This window comes from Blastococcus saxobsidens DD2 (assembly GCF_000284015.1).
GTDB lineage: Bacteria > Actinomycetota > Actinomycetes > Mycobacteriales > Geodermatophilaceae > Blastococcus > Blastococcus saxobsidens_A.
On the sequence record NC_016943.1, the window covers coordinates 3137881 to 3153199 of the forward strand.

19 protein-coding genes are annotated in these 15319 nt (G+C 74.0%); 11 read left to right on the forward strand and 8 right to left on the reverse strand.

Going from position 1 to position 15319, the window contains the following annotated elements:
* Positions 1-62: 62 nt before the first annotated feature.
* The 6 genes from BLASA_RS14855 (at position 63) to BLASA_RS14875 (ending at position 5261) form a co-directional block, all read left to right on the forward strand.
* On the forward strand, positions 63-455 hold the full coding sequence (locus BLASA_RS14855) for a VOC family protein (protein ID WP_014377007.1): 393 nt from the start codon (positions 63-65) through the stop codon (positions 453-455).
* A gap of 135 nt (positions 456-590) precedes the next feature.
* The gene (locus BLASA_RS14860; RefSeq protein ID WP_041775790.1) at positions 591-1664 is read left to right on the forward strand and encodes an ATP-dependent DNA ligase; all 1074 of its coding nucleotides are present in this window, start codon (positions 591-593) and stop codon (positions 1662-1664) included.
* A gap of 74 nt (positions 1665-1738) precedes the next feature.
* Complete coding sequence (locus tag BLASA_RS14865; RefSeq protein WP_014377009.1) at positions 1739-3295, forward strand: alpha/beta hydrolase; 1557 nt, start codon at positions 1739-1741, stop codon at positions 3293-3295.
* 36 nt (positions 3296-3331) lie between these two features.
* Positions 3332-4399 (forward strand): DNA polymerase domain-containing protein, encoded by a 1068-nt coding sequence (locus tag BLASA_RS14870; protein ID WP_014377010.1) that lies wholly within the window; start codon positions 3332-3334, stop codon positions 4397-4399.
* Between the two features lie 114 nt (positions 4400-4513).
* The gene (locus BLASA_RS26335; RefSeq protein ID WP_014377011.1) at positions 4514-4636 is read left to right on the forward strand and encodes a hypothetical protein; all 123 of its coding nucleotides are present in this window, start codon (positions 4514-4516) and stop codon (positions 4634-4636) included.
* Between the two features lie 109 nt (positions 4637-4745).
* Positions 4746-5261: a hypothetical protein gene (locus BLASA_RS14875; RefSeq protein ID WP_014377012.1), complete on the forward strand. Its 516-nt coding sequence runs from the start codon at positions 4746-4748 to the stop codon at positions 5259-5261.
* Positions 5262-5264: 3 nt separating this feature from the next.
* On the opposite strand, the gene BLASA_RS14880 is transcribed toward BLASA_RS14875, so the two are convergent.
* Positions 5265-5576 (reverse strand): PilZ domain-containing protein, encoded by a 312-nt coding sequence (locus BLASA_RS14880; RefSeq protein WP_014377013.1) that lies wholly within the window; start codon positions 5574-5576, stop codon positions 5265-5267.
* 43 nt (positions 5577-5619) lie between these two features.
* Positions 5620-5856, reverse strand: a complete 237-nt coding sequence (locus BLASA_RS14885; RefSeq protein WP_014377014.1) for a hypothetical protein — start codon at positions 5854-5856, stop codon at positions 5620-5622.
* Between the two features lie 303 nt (positions 5857-6159).
* On the opposite strand from BLASA_RS14885, the gene BLASA_RS14890 reads away from it, so the two are divergent.
* Together BLASA_RS14890 and BLASA_RS14895 are read left to right on the forward strand one after the other, a co-directional pair.
* Positions 6160-6579, forward strand: coding sequence for a hypothetical protein (locus tag BLASA_RS14890; protein ID WP_014377015.1), 420 nt, complete (start codon positions 6160-6162; stop codon positions 6577-6579).
* A 158-nt stretch (positions 6580-6737) separates the two neighbouring features.
* Entirely contained in the window at positions 6738-6941 is a 204-nt protein-coding gene (locus BLASA_RS14895) for a cold-shock protein (RefSeq protein ID WP_014377016.1), read from the forward strand.
* 66 nt (positions 6942-7007) lie between these two features.
* On the opposite strand, the gene BLASA_RS14900 is transcribed toward BLASA_RS14895, so the two are convergent.
* Entirely contained in the window at positions 7008-7484 is a 477-nt protein-coding gene (locus tag BLASA_RS14900) for a hypothetical protein (protein ID WP_014377017.1), read from the reverse strand.
* Positions 7485-7560: 76 nt separating this feature from the next.
* A complete protein-coding gene (locus BLASA_RS14905) occupies positions 7561-8214 on the reverse strand; it encodes a hypothetical protein (protein WP_014377018.1) in 654 nt (217 codons plus the stop codon).
* 143 nt (positions 8215-8357) lie between these two features.
* Here BLASA_RS14905 and msrB point away from each other — a divergent pair, with 143 nt between their 5' ends.
* The gene (gene msrB / locus BLASA_RS14910) at positions 8358-8774 is read left to right on the forward strand and encodes a peptide-methionine (R)-S-oxide reductase MsrB (RefSeq protein WP_014377019.1); all 417 of its coding nucleotides are present in this window, start codon (positions 8358-8360) and stop codon (positions 8772-8774) included.
* Between the two features lie 83 nt (positions 8775-8857).
* Here the strand turns inward: msrB and hemQ are convergent, their stop codons facing one another.
* The 4 genes from hemQ to hemE are packed head-to-tail and all read right to left on the reverse strand — an operon-like array spanning position 8858 to position 13109.
* The gene (gene hemQ / locus BLASA_RS14915; protein WP_014377020.1) at positions 8858-9577 is read right to left on the reverse strand and encodes a hydrogen peroxide-dependent heme synthase; all 720 of its coding nucleotides are present in this window, start codon (positions 9575-9577) and stop codon (positions 8858-8860) included.
* Between the two features lie 46 nt (positions 9578-9623).
* On the reverse strand, positions 9624-10592 hold the full coding sequence (locus tag BLASA_RS14920; RefSeq protein WP_014377021.1) for a hypothetical protein: 969 nt from the start codon (positions 10590-10592) through the stop codon (positions 9624-9626).
* A gap of 52 nt (positions 10593-10644) precedes the next feature.
* Positions 10645-12045, reverse strand: a complete 1401-nt coding sequence (gene hemG, locus BLASA_RS14925; protein ID WP_014377022.1) for a protoporphyrinogen oxidase — start codon at positions 12043-12045, stop codon at positions 10645-10647.
* Complete coding sequence (hemE, locus tag BLASA_RS14930) at positions 12042-13109, reverse strand: uroporphyrinogen decarboxylase (RefSeq protein WP_014377023.1); 1068 nt, start codon at positions 13107-13109, stop codon at positions 12042-12044. The genes hemG and hemE overlap by 4 nt, the downstream gene beginning before the upstream one ends.
* A gap of 105 nt (positions 13110-13214) precedes the next feature.
* Here hemE and BLASA_RS14935 point away from each other — a divergent pair, with 105 nt between their 5' ends.
* Positions 13215-13844, forward strand: a complete 630-nt coding sequence (locus BLASA_RS14935) for a DUF3000 domain-containing protein (RefSeq protein ID WP_014377024.1) — start codon at positions 13215-13217, stop codon at positions 13842-13844.
* Positions 13845-13884: 40 nt separating this feature from the next.
* Positions 13885-15216 (forward strand): HRDC domain-containing protein, encoded by a 1332-nt coding sequence (locus tag BLASA_RS14940; protein WP_014377025.1) that lies wholly within the window; start codon positions 13885-13887, stop codon positions 15214-15216.
* Positions 15217-15319: the final 103 nt, after the last annotated feature.

A 15319-nucleotide genomic window follows, 5' to 3' on the forward strand; every position in this document is an offset into this window, starting at 1 on the left:
ACGCCGTCCCCGGCCGGAGCGGCGCCGAGCGGATCCACCACGCCGGCCTTAGCGTCGGCAGGATGCCGAGCTTCCCCGGGATCGCCCACGTCTCACTCACCGTGACCGATGTCGACACATCGACGCGCTGGTACACGGCGCTGCTCGGCAGCGAGCCCCGGCGGACGATGACCGACGGGCCGTTCGTCCGCCGCGTGTTCGCCGTTCCCGGCGGCCAGGCGATCAGCATCGTCCAGCACGACGGCGCTCCTCCCGCCGACACGTTCGACCCACGCCGCCCGGGGCTGGACCACCTGAGCTTCGAGGTCGGCGCCGAGGCGCAGCTGCACGCCTGGGAGCGGCGCCTGGCGGAGCTGGAGGTCGAGCACAGCACGGTCCAGCGCGCCGATTACGGCAGCGTGCTGTCCTTCAAGGACCCCGACGGCAACGCCTTGGAATTCATCGCCAGCTCCTGACCGGCGGTCGCGTCCTCGTCGCCGGGCCGGCAGGTCCAGCCACGCGAGGTGACCGCGAGGTGCAGGCCTGGGGCGGCGACCAGCGGGGGGGCGCGAACACGGTCGACGCCGGTCGTGGCTGGTTGACTGCCCGGCATGGATCTCCCCGTGCAGCCGCCGGCGAAGCCGATGCTCGCCAAAGCCGTGACCACGATCCCCACCGGCGACGAGTGGTTCTACGAGCCCAAGTGGGACGGCTTCCGCTGCATCGTCTTCCGTGACGGCGACGAGGTGGAGCTGGGCAGCCGCAACGAGCGGCCGCTGACCCGCTACTTCCCCGAGGTGGTCGCCGCGGTGCGGGAGCAGCTGCCCGAGCGGTGCGTCGTCGACGGCGAGATCGTCATCGCCCGCGGCGACCGGCTGCAGTTCGAGTCGCTGCTCCAGCGCATCCATCCCGCCGAGTCGCGGATCACCCTGCTCGCCGAGCAGACGCCGGCCTCGTTCGTCGCCTTCGACCTGCTCGCGCTGGGCACCGAGTCGTTGCTCGAAGTGCCGTTCGACCAGCGCCAGGAGCGGCTGCGCAGCGTGCTCGCCGGCGCACAGCCGCCGGTGCACGTGACCGCCATCAGCCGTGACGCCGACACCGCCCAGCGCTGGTTCGATACGTTCGAGGGCGCCGGGCTCGACGGCGTCGTCGCCAAGAACGGGCAGCTGCCCTACGGGCCCGACCAGCGGCTGATGGCCAAGATCAAGCACGTGCGGACGGCGGACTGCGTCGTCGCCGGGTTCCGCTGGCACAAGAGCGGGCCGATCGTCGGCTCGCTCCTCCTCGGCCTCTACGACGACGCCGGCGATCTGCAGCACATCGGGGTCGCCGCCTCCTTCTCGATGAAGCGCCGCGCCGAACTGGTCGAGGAGCTGGCGCCCTACCGCGCGGAGGCGCTCGACGGCCACCAGTGGCGGGACTGGGCCAACGCCGAGACCGGCGCCGGCGGGGAGCACCGCATGCCCGGAGCGGTGAGCCGCTGGAACGCCAAGAAGGACCTCTCCTGGGTCCCGCTGCGCCCGGAGCTGGTCGTGGAGATCAAGTACGACCAGCTCGAGGGCCGTCGACTTCGTCACACCGGCCAGTTCCTCCGCTGGCGCCCCGACCGCGACCCCCGCAGCTGCACGTACGACCAGCTCGACGTGCCGGTCCGCTACGACCTGGCCGAGGTGCTGGACGGCTGACGGCGCGCGGGCCGGTCACCCGATCGGCGACCGCACGCCTGCATCGGTGGCGCGGGCCTCCTACGCTCGTGATCATGCGTCTGCACCGTGGCCTGTCGGCCGCCGCGTCCGGCCTGCTCCTGGCCCTCCCGCTGGCACTGGCCGGCTGCACCTCGGAGGAGCCGGCCGCGGAGCCGACGGCCGCGAGCTCGACGCCCACGGAGCCCGAGGTCGCGCCCATCGAGTGGACCGACTGCGACCCGCAGATCCAGCCGCTGATCGGGGGCCAGCCCGGCAGCGAGCGCGACATCGCCTTCGAGTGCGGCCGCACCGAGGTGCCGATCAGCTACGAGGAGCCCGCCGGCGCGACGCTGCCGCTGTTCCTCGTCCGCGCGAAGCTCGCGGGGCAGACCGACCGCATCGGGTCGCTCATGGTGAACCCCGGGGGGCCGGGCGGCTCCGGTGCCGACGCCGCGATCGGGCTGGCGCTCACCCTTCCCGAGGACGTGCTGCGCCGGTTCGACATCGTCGGCTTCGACCCGCGCGGAGTGGGCCTGTCCACGCCGGTCGAGTGCATCCCCAAGGAACTCAAGGACCGGGCGATCGCCGCGGAGCCGCGCCCGACCACCCAGGAGCAGCTCGACGACGTCTTCGCGATCTCCAGCGAGGTGGCCGAGGGCTGCGCCGAGGAGTACGGCGAGGCGCTCGGCACCTTCAACACCGTCGACACCGCGCGGGACATGGAGCAACTGCGGCAGTCGCTGGGCGAGGAGCAGCTGAACTTCCTCGGCTACTCCTACGGCACCACGCTGGGCTCCACCTACGCCGAGCTCTACCCGGACCGGGTACGCGCCATGGTGCTCGACGCCGCCGTCGACCCCGATACCGACCTGATCGCCGACGCGGAGGCCAGCGCTGCCGGCTTCGAGGCCGGCTTCGACGCCTTCGCCGCGAACTGCACCAGCCTGATCGCCGGCTGCCCCCTGGGCCCGGACCCCCGGCTCTTCCTCGACGAGCTGCTCACCCAGGCGCAGGCCACCCCCATCCCCAGCAGCGAGCCCGGCGAGACCCGGCAGGCGACGCCGGGCGTCATCCTCACCGCGGTGCAGGCCGGGCTCTACGACACCGCCTCGTGGCCGCAGCTCGCCCAGGGGCTGGCCGCCGCCCGCGCCGGCGACGCCACGGCGCTGCTCTCGCTGGCCGACGACTACAGCGGCCGCCTCGAGGACGGCACCTACTCGAACCTGCTGGACGCCAACCTGGCCATCAACTGCGCCGACACGGACCAGACCGTCGAGGAGGAACGCGTCCGCGAGCTCGTCGCCGAGTGGAGTGCGACGTACCCGCTGTTCGGCGCCGGGTCGGCGGCCGGGCTGTTCACCTGCTCGGTGTGGGACGCCGAGCGGACGCCGGTCCCGGAGCGCGACGCCGAGGGCAGCGCGCCGATCCTGGTGATCGGCAACCAGGGTGACCCGGTGACCCCCCTGCCGGGTGCGGTGGACCTGGCCGAGGACCTCGACAACGGCGTCCTGCTGACCTGGCAGGGCCAGGGGCACACCGCCTACCCCAAGACCGAGTGCGTCACCGCCGCGGTCAACGCCTACCTGATCGACCTCACCGTGCCGATGGACGGCCTCACCTGCCCTGCGTGAGACTGGCCTGGCGCCCACGACGAGGGAGAGCTCCTGATGGCCAGCAGCAAGGACGCCGTCGTCCTCGACGTCGACGGGCACGAGGTGCGGGTCTCCAACCCGGAGAAGCCGTACTTCCCCGAGCGCGGCATCCGCAAGATCGACGTGGTCGAGTACTTCGTGGCCGTCGGTGAGGGGATCCTCTTCGCGCTGGAGGACCGGCCGACGACGCTGGAGCGCTGGCCCGGCGGGGTCGTGGAGGGCGCCCGCATCTCCACGCGCACGGACAACACCGGAGACGCGTTCTACCAGAAGCGGGTGCCGAAGAACGCCCCGCCGTGGGTCCCGACCGCGCACATCACCTTCCCCAGCGGTCGGACGGCGGACGAGATCGCTCCCGACTCGGTGGCCGTCGTCGCCTGGTGCGCGAACCTCGGGACGCTGACCTTCCACCCCTGGCCGGTGGACAGGACCGACGTCGAGTCGCCGAACCAGATCCGCATCGACCTCGACCCGCAGCCGGGCACCGACTTCGCCGATGCCGTCCGGGTGGCCCCGCACGTCCGTGAACTGCTGCACGAATTCGGCATGCAGGGCTGGCCGAAGACATCCGGCGGGCGCGGGGTGCACATCTACGTGCCGATCCAGCCGCGCTGGACCTTCTCCGAGGTGCGGCGGGCGGTGATCGCCTTCGGCCGGGAGCTGGAACGCCGGCTGCCCGACCACGTGACGATGTCGTGGTGGAAGGAGGAGCGCGGGGAGAAGATCTTCCTCGACTACAACCAGATGGCCCGGGACCGCACCATCGCCTCGGCCTACTCCATCCGGCCCAAGCCGCACGCCCCGGTCTCCGCGCCGGTGGACTGGGACGAGCTGCCCGATGTCTCGCCATTCGACTTCGACGTCCTGACCATGCCCACCCGCTTCCGCGAGGTGGGCGACAAGCACGCCGGTCTCGCCGAGCACGCCTTCGGCATCGAGCCGCTGCTGGAGCTGGCCGAGAAGCAGGAGACCGACGCCGGCCTCGGCGACCTGCCCTATCCCCCCGATTACCCGAAGATGCCGGGCGAGCCGATGCGGGTCCAACCCAGCCGCGCCAGGCGTCCTACCAGCGAAGAGTCATGAGCGTGGCGTGGCCGACGGTCCGGCAGCGTCCACTCCCCGGATGACCTGCCGCGGTGACCGTCCGGCTGCAGGACCTGCTGGCATCCTTCCGGCGGCTGCTGCGCGCCGCCTCCCATGCGCCGCGGGCCGGACCTCGACGAGCTGACCCGGCGCGCGATCGCCGCCTGGATGGCCGAGACCTCGTACCCGGAAATCCTGCGGGAGGACGCCTGCGCCCGCAGCCGGCGACCCGTATGACGGTTGACTGCAGGAACGCTGGTTACTTCCCCGACGTGCTCGATCGAGCGCCAGCGCATGTGCCCGTCGTGGTCAGACCTCGCGCGCGACGGCGAAGGGAGACGCAGCCATGGTGAAGCCTCGGTCCCAGCGACTGACCGGACCTGGGCTGGCCGCCGTCATGGCCCTCGCCGGCGCCGGTCTGTCGGCCTGCGGGGGGATGGACGACGACAACCCGCTGGCGCCGTACGCCCCTGCCGAGCTTCCGGACATCCGCGGGGCCGAGGACATCGACGATGCCTACAGCGGTCTGCTCGACCCCGCCTTCCGGGAGGACCTGGATGCCTATGAGGACATCGAGGTGACCCTCCTCGCCGACGTGGCCGAGGTGATCTCCCCGAGGGTCTTCACCGTCACCTCTCCCGACGGCAGCGAGCTGGAACCGGTGCTGGTGGTGGCGACCGCGGACGCTGGGGACGTCGATCCGCAAGCTGGGCAATCGCTGCTCATCGCGGCGACGCCCGTCGGCGATTTCGACGCGGGGACCGTGTCCGAGGATCTCGGCATGTCCCTGGACGAGCAGCAGCTCGAGGAATGGGAGGACGAGATCTACCTCGTCGCCACCATCCTCGAGCCCGCGCAGTAGATCTCAGTCGGCCAGGGCTCGTTCCTCGCGCAGCGCACGGAAGACGCGGCGGCGGAGCAGGTCCGCCGTCTTCTCCGGCATCTCGTGGCACTGCATCGACAGCAGCCACCGCGGCCCCTGCACCTGCTGGCGGACGATCTCACCCGAGATGTCGAGGGTGTCGTCATCCACCGTGATGCTGACCTGCGTCGCCGTCCCGGGCTTCGGAGGCAGCCCCCAGCCGTCCACGAGCGCACGCAGCCCGGCCTCGCTGAGGTCGACCGTCGTGCCGGTGACGAGGCCACCGGCCCACGGCAGCGTCACGTCGAGTGACACGCGCGCCCGCGCCAGGCCCTCCGGCCGGACGAGCGGGAACAGCTCAGCCGACCAGGCGCCGGGCGACCGCCCCCAGGGAGTGCGCCCGCAGGGCGGCCGGTGCCGCGACCTGCACGGCCAGCTCCGTGGCCGCCGCCACCGCCCGCAGCGCGTCGGCCGACTCCGTCAGCCGGTCGGCCAGGACCAGGTCCAGGTCGGCGTCGTGCAGGTCCTCGATGTCGCGCAGCACGACGGGGACGGCGGTCGGGGCGGATGCGGGCGAGGTGGCGAGGTGCTGCATGACGGTTCTCCTGGATCGGTGACGCGCCGGATCGGTCCGGCTGGTTCTCACCGTCGAGGACCAGCCGCACGACGCCGCCGAGGAAAGCGCAGGGTTCCCGCAAGACCGTCGCCCCGGCGACGCCGGCCCGCTGCGGGTCGGTGCGGGCTCGGTGTCCCTCGGTAGCAGCGCCGGCGCCCCGAACCCACGGACGGCCGGTCCCGTCCACCCGGACGGGTGAGGCGCCCCGCCCGGGACGTGCCGGCGCTCCAGCAGCAGGTGACCGTGGCCGATGGACGTGGAGGTCGCGGCAGAGGAGAACGGGTGAGGGTCTGGTTGCTGGTGTACGGCGTGCTGTACGTCGTCATCGAGCTGACGGGTTCCGCTCTCCAGCGGATCGGCTGGCCGCAGCTCACCGCCCTCGACGTGGCCGCTGCGCTCGTCGACGCCTTCCTCACCGTGTCCGTGGCGCTGGCGGTCCTGCTGGCCGCCCAGCTGGGGGCACGGCGCTGGAGTGCGCCGCTGTTCGCCGGGCGACCGGCCGCGGCCGTCGCCCCCGCCGACCCGGAGCGCCCGATCGGTGTCCGCTCGTGGCGCCCGGCGCCGCCGGCCCTCCCGGCCGCGGCACCCGCGCCCGCCCCGGGCCGCAGCACGTACTCCGTCGGCGCCTACGGCTCCGGCACGGGCCGGCGCGGGCGGCGGCTGGCGCCGTCGTTCCCGGAGGAGCCCGGCCACCTGCTGTGAGCCCCGTGCGTCCCGGCACCGCTGTGGCGGGAGAGGCGCAGGTCACAGTTGTGCGGCGTCGGTGTTCCCTTCTGGAGATCTTTGGCTAGGGTTGTGCCGTCGGGAAGGCCCTGCGCTATGGCAGGACCCCGGCGCACCACCTCAGCTAGGAGCGAGCAATGCCCGAAGGAACTGTCAAGTGGTTCAACGCCGAGAAGGGGTTCGGCTTCGCCACCCCCGACGGTGGCGGACCGGATGTGTTCGTCCACTACTCGGCCATCCAGTCCAGCGGGTACCGCTCGCTCGATGAAGGCCAGCGCATCGCGTTCGACATCGAGCAGGGCCAGAAGGGCCCGCAGGCGGCGAACGTGACGCCCCTCTGATCTCCTGATCAGCACAGCGCCCCCGCCCGGATCTCCGGTCGGGGGCGCTGTCGTTCCGGGGGCCGGCTACCGGGCCCGGGGCACGTAGCCGCCGATGAGGGCCGACATGAGCAGCGCCCCGTCGTGCTCCCCCACGGCCGCCGCCGCGTCGAGGAAGGCCCGCCAGCGCTGCCGCTCGACGTCGGCGGGCGCCCGCTGCGCACGGGCGGCCAACTGCTCGAGCAGCCGCTCCCACTCCCCCTGCGGGGTCGGCCAGAGGCCGGCGAGCCGCCGCGCCTCGGCGGAGATGGCGGTGATCCGCACGATGTCGCCGGCGTGGTTGGTCAACGGCTCGATGTAGCCGGCCGACGCCAGGGCCTTCGCCGCGGCGATGACCTCCGCCTTCGGCAGCCCGCTCGCGGGGACGACCGAGCCGAGGAGGTACGGCGCGCCGCCGTGCTTGGGCTCGTCGACCAGACGGGCGGTGGCCCGCAGCACCGGCAGGTCACGGGTGAACCAGACATCGGGCAGGAGGCCGTCGGGCGGCTGGGGGGCGGGCGTCACCCCCCTAGTCTCCTCCGGGCCCCGGGCACGACGGCGCCCCGCCTCCCGGGCGGGAGACGGGGCGGCGGTCGGTCGTTCAGTCGCGGGCGCCGGTGAGGTGCGGCCGGGTGGCGAGGATGACGCCCAGGACGACGTACCCGATCAGCAGGTGCGCGGCGCGCACGTACTGGGTGATCGCCGGCAGGAGGAACGCGGTCGGGACGGTGACCGGCGCCCAGCTCTCCGCCACCAGCGGCCAGGAGCGCGCCCGGCCCTGCCAGCGACCGGCGATGGCGATCCGCACCCCGATGGCGGCCATGCCCAGCATCGACAGCGGCCAGAAGGCGTCGAGGGCGATGAACCAGGCCTGGTCCTCGTGCTCGCGCAAGAACATCCACGTCAGCGTCGACGTGATCGCCAGCCCGAGGAGCAGGTGCTCGGCGTGCAGGAATCCCCGCGCCAGCCGTCCGGTGCCGGTCGCGCCGGTGCGCAGCTGCACCGTGACCAGCGCGGCCAGACCGAGCTGGAACAGCAACGAGGAAGGTCGAAAGAGGGTGCCTTGCCAGCCGGGGGCGGGGTCCACGTCGAAGGCGAGGATGCCGGCCGCCCAGGCGGCCGAGCCGGTGGCGACGGCAGTACCGGCGGCGCGGACCAGCCGGGTCGAGGCGACCGGTCGCGTCGAGGTCCGGGGCGCCGGGGTCGCGGCGACCGTGTCGGTGCGGGCGGGCGCCGGGGAGCTACTGAGAGACATCGTGGTTCTCCGTCGTCGTCGTGCGGTGCACTGCGCACCGCCTGACCGGAACCGTGGCCGGGGCGCGTCCCGGGCCTCCAGGGCGCAGCGTCCTTCCGTTGAGCCCGGGGAATGGCGGTGCTGCCGGTTCCGTTCGACCAGGCATGACGACCTCCCCCCAGAAGCCCCAGGTCAGCAGGACCGACGAGGAGTGGCGGGCGCAGCTCTCCCCGGAGGAGTACGCGGTGCTCCGCCAGGCCGGCACCGAGCGCCCCTGGACCGGCGAGTACGTCGACACCAAGACCGTCGGCGTCTACGAGTGCCGGGCCTGCGGCGCCGAACTGTTCCGCTCGGAGACCAAGTTCGACTCGCACTGCGGCTGGCCGTCGTTCTACGAGGCGTCCGCCGAGGACAACGTGATCCTCCGCGAGGACCGCGGCCTCGGGATGGTCCGCACCGAGGTGCTGTGCGCCACCTGCCACAGCCACCTGGGCCACCTGTTCGACGACGCGCCGCAGACGCCCACCGGCGACCGCTACTGCATCAACAGCGTCTCGATCCGGCTCGCCCCGGCGGAGTAGCCAGCCGCTCTGGGGGTGTTGCCCGCGCTCCGGATGTCCTGCAGGACCCCGCCGGCGCGAGGAACACCCCCAGAGGCGTGTCTCTAGGGCAGGTCGTCGACCAGCTCCGCGACCGGCTTGCGGGTGCCGGTGTAGAACGGCACCTCCTCGCGCACGTGCCGGCGGGCGCGGCTGGCCCGCAGGTCGCGCATCAGGTCGACGATGCGGTGCAGTTCGTCGGCCTCGAACGCGAGCATCCACTCGTAGTCGCCCAGCCCGAACGACGCCACCGTGTTGGCCCGCACGTCGGGGTACGGCCGCGCCTGCATGCCGTGCTCCTTGAGCATGTCCCGCCGCTCCGCGTCGGGCAGCAGGTACCACTCGTAGGACCGCACGAACGGGTAGACGCAGACGAACCGGCGCGGCTCCTCGTCGGCCAGGAACGCGGGGATGTGGCTGCGGTTGAACTCCGCCGGCCGGTGCAGCGCCATCTGCGACCACACCGGCTCCAGGCGCCGGCCCAGCGCGGTGCGCCGGAGCCGGGTGTAGGCGTCCTGCAGCGCCTCGGCCGAGGACGAGTGCCACCAGACCATCAGGTCGGCGTCGGCCCGCAGCCCGCTCACGTCGTAGGTGCCGCGGACGACGACGTCCTTGCCGGCCAGCTCCTCGACCAGCGCGGCGGCCTCGTCGGCAGCCGCCCCGCGCTGCTCGTCCCCGAAGGGCCGCGCCAGCTTGAACACCGACCACATCGTGTAGCGGACGATCTCGTTCAGCTCGTTCGCCCGCTTGCCGAGGCTGCGTTCCTCCACCTGCTGCTCGCTCATGACCTCATCTTCCTCCGCGGCCAGGGCGGCACGGGGGCCGGGCGGGTCAGGTGTGCGGGATCACGGTCAGGTGCCGGCGGTTGCGTCCGGGCAGGCAGGCCAGCGCAGCCAGCGCCAGCGCGACGCCGTCCTCGATGAGCGCGGCCGCGGTGTCGGGCAGCCGCCCGGCCGCCCAGCGCCGCCAGCCCAGCCCCGCGTAGGACCCGGCCAGTGCTCCGGCGACCCCCACCGTCACCGGCAGTGCGCCGTTGGCGCGGTCCCGCGCGGCCAGCCGCCCACCCCCTTCGGCCGCGGCGAGCAGCCGCGCGACCATGGCGGCGCCGTCGGTCCGCGGCGGCATGCCCGGCTGCTTGTCGGCGAGCATCTCGACGACGACGCCGGCGACGCTGAACACCTTCCGCTTCGTGGACACCCGGCCCGGTGCCCCGGCCGCTGTCGGCGCGGTGACGATCGGGGCCGCGAATCCCAGGGCGCTGCGGCTTCCGGTGGCCAGCCCGAGCACGGCCGACCGGAGGACCAGGCCGGCGCGTGCAGGGACCACCGCACGCTCGCGCGGGGTGGGCACCGCCCCCAGCACCGTCTGCACCCCCACCCCATAGGCCAGGTGCGGCACGGCGTCGGTCAGCCAGGCCCCGGCCGACCACGTCCGCGGGTCCCCGACGCCGAGGGCCGCGACCGCGCCGTCGGTGGCCGCGGCCGACGCGGCGCCGGCCAGCACCGCGCCCACCGGCGCCGGGAGCCGCACGCCGAGCGACCGGACGACGCTGGCCAGGACGCCCACGCCCAGACCGTTGGCCGTGCCGGCGAGCGCGCCGAGCGCCGTCCGCCGGGCGTCGCGGACCGCGCCCCGGCCGGGGATCTCCCATTCCATCCGCGCGGCGAGAGCGTCGACCACCTGCTCGGGCACCGTGCTCGCCGGACGTCCCCGCAGGGCCATGTCGAGGTAGCTGACGGCGTTGAGCGCGACGCTGCCGGCCGCACCTGCGGCAAGCCCCCGCGCGAAGGTCCCGGTCATGCACCGACCCTGTCAGGTGCGACGGCGACGTCAAGCCGTGCCGGTGCGCCGGTCAGCCGAGGAGCGCGTCCACCGCGGAGTGCGCGTCGCGGACGCAGGCCGGGATGCCCACGCCCTGGAAGGCGGCTCCGGCGATGGCCAGGCCCGGTACGTCGCTGACCGCGCGGCGGATCGCGGCCACCCGCGCCGGGTGGCCGACCAGGTACTGCGGCAGTCCCCCGCCCCAGCGGGCGACCGCCGTCTCCACCGGTCCGGGCCGCGACAGCTCCAGCAGGTCGGCGACGTCGGCCACCACGGCGGCGGCGAGGTCGTCGTCGGTCCGCTGCAGCTCGGACTCGTCGCGGAACCGGCCCACCGAGGAGCGGACGAGGAGCACGTCACCGCCCAGGTGCGGCCACTTCGCCGACGACACCGTCACGCCCTTGACCAGCCGGCCGGTCACCGGCGGCACCAGCAGGCCTGAGCCGGCGTCGACGTCCTGGGCGGGGAAGGCCATCGCCACCACGGCCATCGAGGCGTACGGGATGCCCTGCAGCGGCTCGACCGCGCCCGGGGCGACCTCGCCCAGCAACCGGGCGGCCTTGCCCGCGGGGGCGGCGACGAGCACGGCGTCGGCGGTCAACAACTCGGGGGCGGCCGTCGGCCCGATGGACACCTCGAGACCCGACGGCGTCCGGCGCACGGCATGGGCGGGGGTGTGCAGCCGGACCTCGGCGCGGGCGGCGGCGACCAGTGCGGCCGGCAGCGAGCCGATGCCCTCGTCGACCGTCCGGAACACCGGGCCGTCCGCGTCGCCCCGGCTGCGGTCGCCGGCCGCGCGCGCGGCCGCGGCGGCGGCGAGCACCGACCGCTCGGCGGTCAGCTGCGCGGCCAGGGCCGGCATGGTGGCCTGCAGGGAGAGCTCGTCGGCCCGGCCGGCGTAGACACCGCCGAGCAGCGGCTCGACCAGCCGGTCGACCACCTCGTCGCCGAGGCGTTCGCGGAGCAGGCCGCCGACGGCGACGTCACCGTCGAGGACCAGCGGCGGGAGGTCGGCCTCCGCCCGGACCCGCGCGACGCCGTCCGGTGACAGGAAACCGTCGAGCCCGTCGGCCGACGCCGGGACCCCGAGGACCGTGCCGGCCGGCAGCGGGAACCGCCCCTCGGGCAGCACCACCGACGCCTGCGTGGTCCCCGGGGAGACCAGCCGGTCGCCGAGCCCCAGCGCCTCGACCAGCCCGACGGCCTCGGGCACCCGGGCGAGCATCGCCTCGGGCCCGGTGTCGTACCAGTGCCCGGCCAGCCGGATCCGGTGCAGCTTGCCGCCGATCCGGTCCCCGGCCTCGAGGACGACGATCTCGTCGTCGGGCCGCCGGCGCCGCCACTCGAAGGCGGCGGCGAGACCGGTGATACCCGCCCCGACGACGACCAGGCGGCGGCTGGTCGCCGGGGTGGTGGGGCGGGACGGAGTCACTGCGCCGTCAGCTCGTGGACCAGCGCGGCGACGTGGGTGAGCACATCCGGATCGGTGTCGGGCAGCACGCCGTGTCCCAGGTTGAAGATGTGCCCGCGGGCGGTCGACGCCTGCTGCACCACGCGGCGCACCTCCCGGTCGACGGTCTCCCGGTCCGCCAGCAGGACGGCGGGGTCGAGGTTCCCCTGCAGCGACCGCGCGGGGCCCACCCGCCGGGCTGCCTCGTCCAGCGGCACCCGCCAGTCGACGCCGACGACGTCGGCCCCGGCGTCACCGATCAGCGGCAGCAGCTCACCGGTGCCCACGCCGAAGTGGATGCGCGGCACCCTGTCCTCCCCCGCCCGCCCCTCGCCCAGCCCGTCGAAGACCGCGCGGGAGTGCGGCAGCACCCGCTCCGCGTAGTCGGCCGCCGAGAGGACGCCGGCCCACGAATCGAACAGCTGCACGGCGGAGGCGCCGGCGTCCACCTGCGCGGTCAGGAACGTCGTCGCCGAGACCGAGAGGCGCTGCAGCAGCCGCGCCCAGGCCTCGGGTTCGGCGTACATGAACGCCTTGGTGCGCGCGTGCTCCTTCGACGGCCCGCCCTCGATGAGATAGGTCGCGAGGGTGAAGGGCGCCCCGGCGAACCCGATGAGCGGCGTCGCACCGAGCTCGGCGACCAGCTGACGGACCGCCGTCTGCAGGAAGGACAGCCGCTCGGGCTCCAGGTCGGGCAGCGCGTCGACGTCGGCGACGGTGCGCACCGGGTTCGCCACCACGGGGCCCACGCCGGGCTTGATCTCGATGTCCACCCCGGCGACCACCAGCGGCAGCACGATGTCGGAGAACAGGATCGCGGCGTCGACCTGGTGCCGGCGCACCGGCTGCAGGGTGATCTCGGTGACCAGGTCGGGGTCCTGGCAGGCGGCGAGCATCGCCGTGCCGGCCCGCAGGGCGCGGTACTCCGGGAGCGACCGGCCGGCCTGGCGCATGAACCAGACCGGGGTGCGGCTCACCGGGAGGCCACGTGCGGCGCGGACGAGGTCGGAATCGGCCGGGGACGCCGACACGGGAGCGGGACTCACGACCGCCGATCCTCCCAGACGCCCGCCGGCGGCCCGATCGTCGCGTCCCGCCGGCGTGCGGCGCGTCGGCGCCCGTGTGCCGGTTCCCGGCCTACTCTGCGAGACGTGGAGCCACGCGACCTGGCCGGCGCCCAGGAGCAGAGCGGGGATGCCGACGGCGTCCCCGCCGCGTTCCGCGCCGCCCTCGACGCGCTGGCCGGGGTGCGGGCCCGGCCGGAGATCGAGCTGGAGCACATCCCCGCACCGAAGCGGCTGGCCCCCTTCGCCCACGCGATCGGTGCCCGGGTGCCCGATCCGGACGGCGAGGACGAGGACGACGAGATCGCCAGCGCGCGCTTCATCGTGCTGTTCGACCCGCAGGGTCACGAAGCCTGGCACGGGACGATGCGCTGCGTCGGCTACCTCTCCGCGGCGACCGACGAGGAGCTGGTCGACGACGCCATGTTCTCCGAGGTCGCCTGGAGCTGGCTCACCGACGCGCTCGGGGACTCCGGCGCCGCACACCACACCGTCGGCGGCACGGTCACCCGCACCGCGTCGACCCGGTTCGGCGAGCTGGCCGGCCCCGAGCACTCGGTCGACGTCGAGATCCGGGCGTCGTGGACGGCCGGCGACACCGACCTCGACCGGCACCTGCTGGCCTGGCTGGAGGTGGTCGGCAATGCGGCCGGCCTGCCGCCGCCCGGCGTGCGGCTGCTGGGTCCCTCCGACCGGGTCGGTAGCGAGACTCTCTAACATCGTTCCTGGCACAGCGGGTCCGGAGCCCACTGAGCCGGTGCTCCTCGTCCCGGGATCCGCAGGCTGCGTCACGGCGGACCGCGGCCGAGCGCGTGGACCGACAGACGAGAACCGGCAAGAAGGTGGACGGCAACTGAGCACCGAGCCCACTCCCCAGCCGCCGGACGACGTACCCGAGGCGATCCCGCTGCTCGCCCCCCGGGACGGGCTTCCGCCGGTCATCGAGACCTCCACCCAGCTGGTGGAGTACGCCGCGGCGCTCCGCGCGGGCACCGGCCCGGTCGCCGTCGACGCCGAACGCGCCTCCGGCTACCGCTACGGCCAGAAGGCCTACCTGGTGCAGCTGCGCCGCAACGGCTCCGGCACCGGCCTGGTCGACCCCGTCCCGCTCCCCGACCTGTCGGTCATCCAGCAGGCCATCGCCGACACCGAGTGGGTCCTGCACGCCGCCAACCAGGACCTGCCGTGCCTGGCCGAGATCGGCCTGGTGCCCGCGCGCATCTTCGACACCGAGCTCGCCGCCCGGCTGGCCGGACTGCCCCGCGTGGGCCTCGGCGCCGTCGTCGAGTCGCTGCTCGGGTACTCGCTGCAGAAGGGGCACTCGGCTGCCGACTGGAGCACCCGGCCCCTGCCCGAGGAGTGGCTGGTCTACGCCGCTCTGGACGTCGAGGTACTGGTCGACCTGCGGGACGCGCTGGCCGCGATCCTCGGGGAGCAGGGCAAGACCGAGTGGGCCCGGCAGGAGTTCGAGGCGATCCTGGCCGCCGGTCCGCCGGCGCCCAAGCAGGACCCGTGGCGGCGGACCTCCGGCGTCCACGGGCTGCGCAGCCGCCGTCAGCTGGGCATGCTGCGAGCCATCTGGGAGGCGCGCGACGACCTCGCCCGGCGCCGCGACATCGCCCCCGGTCGGGTGCTGCCCGACTCGGCGATGGTCGCGGCCGTGCAGGCCGACCCGAAGAACGAGGGCGCCCTGCTGGAGCTGCCGGTCTTCCGTGGCCGGGCCAACCGGCGCATGGTGGCGCACTGGTTCACCGCGCTCGCGCGTGGCAAGGCACAGCCCGACGACGAGCTGCCGCTGCACAGCAAGCCCGGCGACGGTCCGCCGCCGGTGAACCGCTGGGCCGACCGCGATCCGGCGGCCGCCGCCCGCCTGCAGGTGGCCCGCGCCGGGCTCGCCGAGCTGTCGGAGAAGCACGCCGTGCCGGTCGAGAACATCGTCTCCCCCGACCTGGTGCGCCGGATCATGTGGAGCCCACCCCGGCCCCGCGATGCCGCGGCGGTCACCGACGCGTTGCGCGACGGCGGCGCCCGGGAGTGGCAGATCGAGCTCACCCTCGACGTCCTGACCGACGCGATCGGCCGCGACTGAACCGCTGGGCATAGGAACCTATGCCTACGGATCGGTGCCCGGACCCGTAGGCATAGGTTCCTATGCCCGCGTGCCCCGACTGCCCGGTGCGATCGGCGAGCCG